Annotated in this window: 8 protein-coding genes; 4 read left to right on the forward strand and 4 right to left on the reverse strand. The window is 57.7% G+C overall.

Annotated features, from left to right (window positions below; genetic code table 11):
• Nucleotides 1-4: 4 nt before the first annotated feature.
• The 3 genes from ACR0IM_RS23955 to ACR0IM_RS23965 all read right to left on the reverse strand — a co-directional run bounded on the left by ACR0IM_RS23955 (nt 5) and on the right by ACR0IM_RS23965 (nt 3,357).
• On the reverse strand, nt 5-946 hold the full coding sequence (locus ACR0IM_RS23955) for a carbohydrate ABC transporter permease (RefSeq protein WP_480594379.1): 942 nt from the start codon (nt 944-946) through the stop codon (nt 5-7).
• Between the two features lie 218 nt (nt 947-1,164).
• On the reverse strand, nt 1,165-2,418 hold the full coding sequence (locus ACR0IM_RS23960) for an ABC transporter substrate-binding protein (RefSeq protein WP_480683435.1): 1,254 nt from the start codon (nt 2,416-2,418) through the stop codon (nt 1,165-1,167).
• 39 nt (nt 2,419-2,457) lie between these two features.
• Nucleotides 2,458-3,357, reverse strand: coding sequence for an N-acetylmuramic acid 6-phosphate etherase (locus ACR0IM_RS23965; RefSeq protein ID WP_480683437.1), 900 nt, complete (start codon nt 3,355-3,357; stop codon nt 2,458-2,460).
• A 237-nt stretch (nt 3,358-3,594) separates the two neighbouring features.
• Here ACR0IM_RS23965 and ACR0IM_RS23970 point away from each other — a divergent pair, with 237 nt between their 5' ends.
• Genes ACR0IM_RS23970 through nagA form a run of 4 tightly spaced genes read left to right on the forward strand, consistent with a single transcriptional unit; the run spans nt 3,595 to nt 7,460 of the window.
• A complete protein-coding gene (locus ACR0IM_RS23970) occupies nt 3,595-4,512 on the forward strand; it encodes a glucosamine kinase nucleotide-binding domain-containing protein (RefSeq protein WP_480683439.1) in 918 nt (305 codons plus the stop codon).
• Between the two features lies 1 nt (nt 4,513).
• Complete coding sequence (locus ACR0IM_RS23975) at nt 4,514-5,269, forward strand: GntR family transcriptional regulator (protein ID WP_480683443.1); 756 nt, start codon at nt 4,514-4,516, stop codon at nt 5,267-5,269.
• 26 nt (nt 5,270-5,295) lie between these two features.
• Nucleotides 5,296-6,324, forward strand: coding sequence for an SIS domain-containing protein (locus ACR0IM_RS23980; protein WP_480683440.1), 1,029 nt, complete (start codon nt 5,296-5,298; stop codon nt 6,322-6,324).
• Nucleotides 6,321-7,460 (forward strand): N-acetylglucosamine-6-phosphate deacetylase, encoded by a 1,140-nt coding sequence (nagA, locus tag ACR0IM_RS23985; protein WP_480683441.1) that lies wholly within the window; start codon nt 6,321-6,323, stop codon nt 7,458-7,460. The genes ACR0IM_RS23980 and nagA overlap by 4 nt, the downstream gene beginning before the upstream one ends.
• A 448-nt stretch (nt 7,461-7,908) precedes the next feature.
• Here nagA and ACR0IM_RS23990 read toward each other — a convergent pair whose 3' ends face one another.
• Nucleotides 7,909-8,352: a S24 family peptidase gene (locus tag ACR0IM_RS23990; protein ID WP_480683442.1), complete on the reverse strand. Its 444-nt coding sequence runs from the start codon at nt 8,350-8,352 to the stop codon at nt 7,909-7,911.
• Nucleotides 8,353-8,422: the final 70 nt, after the last annotated feature.

The raw sequence follows: 8,422 nt of genomic DNA on the forward strand, positions 1-8,422 counted from the left end.
CTCCTTACAGCTGATAGCGGCGCATCCGGGTCTGGATGCCGAACAGATAGCCGCAGACTCCGAGAAGAATGATCGCGAACATAGCGCCGGCAATGGCCGATCCCATATGCGGATCCCCCAGTTGCAACTGAAAGCCAAAGAAGGTGCGATACATGAAGGTGCCCAGAATATCGGTCGAGAAATCCGGCCCCGCCAATGCGCCCTGCGAGGCATAGATCAGGTCAAACGCGTTGAAATTGCCCACAAAAGTCAGGATCGAGATGATCCCGATCGACGGCAGGATCAGCGGTAACTTGATCTTCCAGAAGGCGGCAGCGCCGGTGATCCCGTCAATCTCACCCGCTTCCAAAATTTCTTCCGGAATGGTCAGAAGGGCGGCATAGATCAGCATCATCGGAATGCCCACAAACTGCCAGACCGAGATCAGCGCCAGCGCGGTCAGCGCATATTCCTCTTTGCCCAGCCACGGCGCAAACAGCGATTTTAACCCCACTGCGTCCAGCATCGACGGTGCAATCCCCCAGATCGGCGACAGGATCAGTTTCCACGCAAAGCCGACAATCACAAAGCTGAGGATAGTGGGAAGAAAAATGGCCGAACGATAAAGGGCAGCAAAGCGAAGCCGGGGATGGCTGAGGATCGCAGCAAGCGCAACCCCAATCGGGTTCTGCACCAACATATGCACGATGAAAAACCAGAAGTTGTTGCCAAGCGCGTTCCAGAATTGCTTGGACCAGATTGGGTCAAAAAACAGGGTGCGGAAGTTCTCCAGCCCCACAAAAATCCGAGTATTCTCCACCTCGCTATAAAGCGCGAGACGTAAGGTGTTGAAGAGCGGGAAGATCATAATCGCGGTGTAGACCAGCACGGCAGGTGCAAGGAATACAAGGATATGCCAGCGGATCGGGCTGCGGTTCTGCGCCCCTTTGGGCAGTTGGTCAGACATGCTGAGCTCTCCCGTTCTGTTGAGTGTCATGTGTTCCCTCCGGCGAGGGAACGGCTTCAAAGATTGCGGAGAATGCGCGCATAATGGCGAAGCCTCTCCGGGGATCAGGCGCACGGCGCCCACCCAATCCTTGGTTCTCGTTCGTCTTTGCTCGAAGTGATCCACCTTTTGGGTGGCATGACGGCCGGAAAAAGGTATCCGGCCGTCCGTTTCAGCCCTTACTTATGCGGCTCGTACCAGGAGGCAAGCCCGTCCTGCAGCTTGGCACCCAGCTCTTCCGGGGTAGACGTGCCTTTGATGGCGGCCACAGACGCGCCCCAGGTCTCGTTCTCGAGGTTCGGGGTGCCGCGCGACAGGATCTGATAGGTGGAACGGATGGTGCTTTCGCACTCATCTCGCCAGCCAATTATTTCCTTGGCCAACGGATCAGACAGCTCAACCGGTTCCTTGGACAGCGGGAAAAAGCCCGGCAATGCATTGCCGAAGATCGAGGCAAATTCCGGCGACGCCACCCAGGCCAAGAATGTTTTGGCCGCTTCCGGGTTGGCGGTTTTGGCATTCATACCAATGCCAATGTCCGTATGATCCGAGATATAGCAGGTGTCACCTGCGTTCTGCACCGGTGGTTTGAAGGCTCCCATTTCGAATTCGGCCTGCGCATTAAAGCCCGAGATTTCCCAACTGCCGGCCGGATAGATCGCGGCGCGCCCCAGCGTGAACAGGTTCTGGCTGTCAGGATAGGTCTGTGCTTCAAAGCCGTCCCCCAGATAAGCGCTCCATTTGGCAAGGGTTGCATAGGGTGCGGTCCAGGCCTCATCGGTCAGCTTCTGCTCGCCCGCGATCAATGCCAGACGACCTTCTTCACCTTTCCAGTAGTTCGGGCCGATGTTGTTGTAACCCATTGTGGCCGCTTCCCACTGGTCATTGGTGCCCATTGCCATCGGGATATAGTTCCCATCCGCCTTGAAAGCTTCCAGGGCGGCAAAGAATTCCGCCTCGGTGGTCGGAACTTCAACTCCCACTTCCTCGAACGCTTCTTTGTTGTAGATAAAACCGTGGATCACCGATGCCATCGGCACGCAGAAGCTTGCCGAACCATCATCGGTTTGCCAGGCAGATTTCGCCACGTCCGAGAAGTTGCTCATCGCTTCCATGTCGCCAAGGTCGGTCAGATGACCGGCTTCGAACAGCGCCAGCGAGGCGTCAAACGGACGACAGGTGATGATGTCGCCAGCAGACCCGGCATCCAGTTTCGAATTCAAAACGGCATTGTATTCCGCCGGGGCCGACGGAGTGAACTTAACCTTGATGCCGGGATGGGCAGCTTCAAAGGCCGGGATGATCTTGTCCTGCCAAAGCGCCAGATCGTCGTTGCGCCAACTTTCAATCGTGATGGTCACGTCATCAGCCATAGCAGAGGTGGCCACCATGGCCGTGCTGGCCAGTGCCAGCGTCATCAATTTGCGTTTCATTGTTTCCTCCCAGTTAATTCCGCAATGTTATCGTGGTGGTTATTTCTTGGTCAGGACCGACAGGGCCGGTCGCAAATGACCGTTGGTTCGGGCGATCAGGTCTTTAGCCTGGTCGGGGGTCGCCCCGGTGGCGATCAGGATCGCCCGCTTCACATCACCACCGGCACGCCGCAGCGCGCTTTCGGCGGCAGCCTTCTCCTGGCCTGAAATCCGTGCGACAATCCCGGTTGCGCGGGCGCGCAGCTTTGCATTGTCGGCACGCAGGTTTACCATCATCCCGTCATACACATGGCCCAGTTCCACCGCCATCAGGGTCGACAGCGTGTTCAAGGCGATTTTCTGTGCGGTGCCGGCCCCCATGCGGGTGGAGCCCGACAGGACCTCGGGCGGGGTGGGTAGGCAAATCGCGCATTCGGCCAAGTCCAAAAGCGCGCTTCCTGCATTGTTGGCAATGCCGATCACTGCCGCGCCCCTGCTTTTGGCAATCCGTGCGGCGGCCAGGGTATAGGGGGTACTGCCACTGGCAGAAACAGTGATCACCGTGTCCTTTGGCGCAAGCCCGGACAAGGCGCAGCCCAGCGCATCAGATTGATCTTCGCTGTCACCGGGCATTTCCGGCGTAGTGGGAATACCCCCGGCCATCAGAATTCGGATCTGCGCGGGCGGGATGGAAAAAGTGCCGCCCAGCTCCATCGCATCAGCGGCAGCCATCAGCCCTGACGACCCGGCGGCAATATAATACAGAGTGCCACAGTTTCGGATGGTTTCGGCCATCACACGGGCAGCGGTGGCCATTTGGGCAGCGCTTTGGCAAACCGCCGCAGCGGCGTTTTGCTGACCATCCGCCAGAATACCTGCCACCACATCCAGCGGCAGGCGGTCCAGGCCCGCGGCCTTGCCATGCAGCTTTTCGGTGGTGTTTGCAGTTTGGTCAGCCATGATTGCGATGTCGCGCCCTGGGCGCCTCCCCTAAACTCTTCTCAAACCGCCCGGGCAAATCTGAAGACGAATCCGGTTTCAGTTATCCAGTGATCATACCTTTTAGATACCATTTGTCTACCATTTATTTTGCCACCCCATAATTCCCATAAAAATTGCACCTATTAGCGGCTATTGGGTACATATTGGACTATTTTCTTCTTTCATTCCGCACACAGGTATTATATAGGTATTCTCATGATGACACGCACAGATCTTCCTTTTCTGGCCGTTGACGGGGGCGGAACACGCTGTCGACTGGCCCTGCGCGACCCATCCGGACAGATGCACGTGACAGAGACTGGCTCGGCAAATGTGACCAGCGATTTTGCCGCGGCCACGCAGGAAATTCGGCACGGGACTGATACACTGGCACAGATCTCCGGACTAACAGTGGATGAGATTGCCGCGCTGCCCGCCTATCTGGGCTTGGCTGGCATCACCGGAGAGGACATTGCCATGCAATTGGCCGCGGCTTTGTCCTTTTCTCAAATCCGCATCGAAGATGACCGCCCTGCCGCATTACGCGGGGTGCTGGGTAGGCGGGACGGGATGGTTGCCCATTGCGGCACCGGGTCTTTCGTCGCAACGCAGATCGAAAGCCAGATGCGCTTTGTCGGCGGCTGGGGTCCGGTGCTGGGCGATGAAGCCTCGGCGCAATGGGTTGGCCGCCAGGCCCTGGCACGCAGTCTTGACGTTGTGGACGGGCTGATTGAAGCCTCGACTTTGTCAAGCCACATTCTGACCACCCTGGGCAGCCCTGCAGAGGTGGTGCGCTTTGCTGCCAGCGCCACACCGGCCCGGTTTGGTCGCTTTGCCCCGGAGGTCACGCGCTTGGCCGCCGAAGGCTGTCCGATATCGCGCGCAATCCTGCAACAGGCCGCGAACCACATCGCGGCCACCCTGACCACTCTTGGCTGGCAGAACGGGATGCGCATCTGCCTGACCGGTGGAATCGGCCCATCGTATGCACCCTATTTGCCTGCAGCGATGAAATCCGCCCTGCACGACCCGGAAGGGCAACCGCTGGATGGGGCAATTGCCCTGGCCGAGGAATTTGCCTCCGCCTGCGCCGCCAAAAATACCACGAGGAGAGAGACCCATGTCCGTTGCTGAAATGTCCGTCGCCGATTTTCTGCAGCCCGAAGGCTGGCTGGGTCACTCCCCCGGTCCACGCTATGTGCAACTGCATCGCCGTCTGGAAAAAGGCATCAACAGCGGGTTACTGCCACCCGGCAGTTCGCTGCCGCCTGAACGTGAGATTGCCGAGATCACCGACCTGTCTCGTGTGACCGTGCGCAAAGCTATTCAGGAACTGGTCAAGACCGGCGCCATTGAACAGCGCCAGGGATCTGGATCTTTTGTGCGCGAACCGGTGGGGCGCGTGGAACAGTTGCTGTCGCATCTCACCTCATTCACCGAAGACATGGAGCGGCGCGGGCTGACCACCTCGTCGACATGGCTGGAACGCGGCGTGTTCATGCCCTCACCGGAAGAGGTACTGACCCTGGGTCTGTCAGCGGGCGACAGCGTGGCGCGCATTCACCGGCTGCGCGAAGCGGATGGGCACCCGATGGCGCTGGAACGCGCAGCCTTACCCCTCGACATCCTGCCCAACCCTCTTGCAGTGACAACCTCACTTTACGAAATCCTCGAACAAAGCGGCCACCGCCCGGTGCGCGCGATCCAGAAAATCTCGGCGATCAACCTCGATGCGCAAGAGGCCGAACTGCTTGGCGTTGCCGAAGGCACGGCCGGTCTGAAGATCCAGCGTATCTCTTATCTTGAGAGCGGGCGTGCGGCAGAACTGACACGGTCGATCTATCGCGGCGATACCTATGACTTCGTAGCCGAGCTGCGCTTGTCACCCTGACCCACCCCTATGAAAAGGCTGCCCAAATGACCCAATCCATGACCCGCATGCGCGCCGAGATCAACGAAATCCCGCAAGCCGTGGACCGGTTGCTGACCGATGGAGATGACGCCATCGCCCAGACCAAATCCGCACTGGCCGACCGCGATCTGCCCTATCTTCTTTCGGTGGCGCGCGGTTCGTCTGATCATGCGGCGACCTATCTGAAATACGCCACCGAACTGCTATTGGGCTTACCTATGGCCTCGGTCGGTCCGTCCGTGAAGTCAATCTATGGCGCTGAAATCCGAGCCAAGGGCGCACTTTGCCTCTCGGTGTCACAATCGGGCCAAAGCCCTGATATCGTGCGCCTGACAGAGGCGTTTGCCGCCTCGGGCGCCTTTACCGTTGCGATCACCAATGACGCAGATTCACCGCTGGCCAAAGCCACCGCCGCCACTCTGCCGATCCATGCAGGCCCAGAATTGAGCGTTGCCGCCACCAAAACCTTCGTCACTTCGCTGGTCGCAGGGATCTGGCTGCTGGCCGAACTGCGCGGCGATGTCGAACTGATCCGCGCCATCCACACTCTACCCGACGTGCTCGACAAAGCCACGCGTTGTGACTGGACGGAGGCAGCCGAAGCAATCACCGGACAGTCGCTATTTACCCTCGGGCGCGGCCCGTCCTGGGCGATCTCCAACGAAGCGGCACTAAAATTCAAGGAAACCTGCCAGATCCATGCGGAAAGCTATTCCAGCGCCGAGGTGCTGCATGGGCCGGTCTCCATTGTGGAGCAGGGCTTTCCGGTCATTGCCTTTGCGGCCGGCGACGCCGCCGAAGACACTGTGGCCGAAGTGGCCGATGCGCTGGCAACCAAAGGCGCACATGTTTTTGCCACCTCCGGCAAGGTGCGTGAGGCAGACCCGTTGCCTCATGTGCGTACAGATCATTGGATCACCGACCCCATTGCTGCCATCGTGTCTTTCTATGGCATGGTCGAAACCGTGGCCGCCGCGCGTAAGATCAATCCGGACACGCCGCGCCATCTGAGGAAGGTGACGGAAACCGTATGACACAGGGTGCGAAAGTTTTCCGGAATGGCGGTATCTTCGATGGATCGACCCTACGGGACGGTTTTGCAGTGCGGTTTGAGGATGGTCACCTGACAGAGTTTGGGCCGGACACCGACGTGCCGAGGGACGGAGAGGTGATCGATCTAAACGGAGATATCCTCAGCCCTGGATATGTCGATTTGCAGGTCAATGGCGGTGACGGCGTCATGTTCAATGACGATCCTTCGGTCGAAACGCTTCGCAGGATATCTTCGGCGCATTTGCGTCTTGGTGTCCGAGCCCTCTTGCCAACATTGATAACTGACACAGCAGAAAAGACCCGGGCCGCCATTGCCGCCGCAACAGATGCCATCCGCGCAGATGTGCCGGGGATCGCAGGTCTGCACCTCGAGGGGCCGCATCTTTCGATTGCGCGCAAGGGAGCACACGACCCCTCCCTCATTCGCCCCATGGAACCGAGCGATCTTGATACACTATTGGCCGCTGCTGAGAATTTGCCCGTACTGAAGATCACAATCGCTCCGGAAAACGTTTCAGAGGATCAAGTCAGAGTGCTTTCTGCAGCCGGAGTGCTAGTGTCCCTGGGTCACACAGATGCCGGGTACGACACATGTCGTAAGTTTTTTGCCGCTGGCGCGCGCTGCGTCACACATCTCTTCAACGCCATGAGCCAGCTTGGAAACCGTGAACCCGGGCTTGTTGGCGCAACGCTTGCCGATGGAAATGTGTCGTCTGGGCTAATCGCTGATGCAGTGCATGTTCATCCTGAGACCATGCGCGCGGCTTGGCACGCAAAGACCGGTCCTGGGCAAATCTTTCTCGTGAGTGACGCCATGGCCGTTGCGGGAACCGATTGCACAGAGTTCACATTGGAAGGGCGGCAAATCCGGCGTGGTGGCGGCCTCCTGACCTTGTCGGATGGGACATTGGCTGGCGCCGACCTTGATCTAACGCAGGCCATTCGAACGCTCGTCGAAAAGGTAGGCGTGCCGATCGAGACCGCATTGCGGGCAGCAACCAGCTTTCCTGCGGCTCTGGCCGGAATCCCTCCGTCGACCCTCGAGACCGGGAGCGGAATGCAATCGGACCTAATACGATTGTCACGGGATCTGAGTGCGGCTTCCATCCTGGCTTAAGAAACCAGTGCAAACCAAGCGCCTGTCAAAAAGCGCTGCGCGCCTAGCGCAGGTCGCGACATCCTTAAGCTGAGATTGGAGCGGTCATGCCAATGGCATAGATACATGATCCGTCGTACAGCCAAAGCCTTGCCTTCTTCAGTTGTTTCGATGGCACATTTGTCATTCGGGTCAAATTGCGGAACAAGAGCTTGTAAGGAAAACGCGATCTTCCTCGTGTTGTAATGCTCCAAAAGGTCCTCTGGGACCCGCCTCTCTGTGGGGGGGTGAGTTATTCCGGACAAACCTCTTTCAGAACAGGTCAGACCGGAAAGCCTTAAAAATAAGGCGATGCTGGTAGACCAGGCAAAAAAATCCTGTCGGACAAAAATGAGCGGAATTATAAAAATCGGCTCAAACTTCCGGACAAAACGGTCGGGAATGAGCAGAAAATGAGAACGGCCAGCGCTTAGAGCGTCCGACCGATCCAGACAACGCGGCCAATTGGGTGAAACTGCTCCATATCCTCAGGTCGGATAGTGAACTCGCCATAGTCCTTGTTGTCAGACTTGGCGACTACGCCATCCGGTGTCACGAATAGCCGCTTCACATAAACATCTTGGCCAAATGTAAATCCGTAAATCGCTGACGTAAGAGGTTTTTTTGCTGTAGATGTGTCTATCATCAGTAGATCTCGGTCGCGCATGGTCGGTTGCATGCTATCCCCGCGAGCGTCCACAATGATCATGTCATCAGCACTACGTTGTAGGTACCTATCAAAAAAATCAGCGTTGAAAGGAATGTGGTTTAGAACCTCGGAGCGTTCTACGAAATTACCGTTTCCCGCTGAAAGTTGGACATTGTAACGGGGTATCGCACAATAGCTGCTTGATGTGTCTGACGTCAGCGCCAATGGGACAGTTTAGGTCGATTTGATAAGAGAGGGTTTCTGGCTCATCGTAACCGCCAAGGAGTGGAGATGA

This window comes from Ruegeria sp. BF6 (assembly GCF_056538665.1).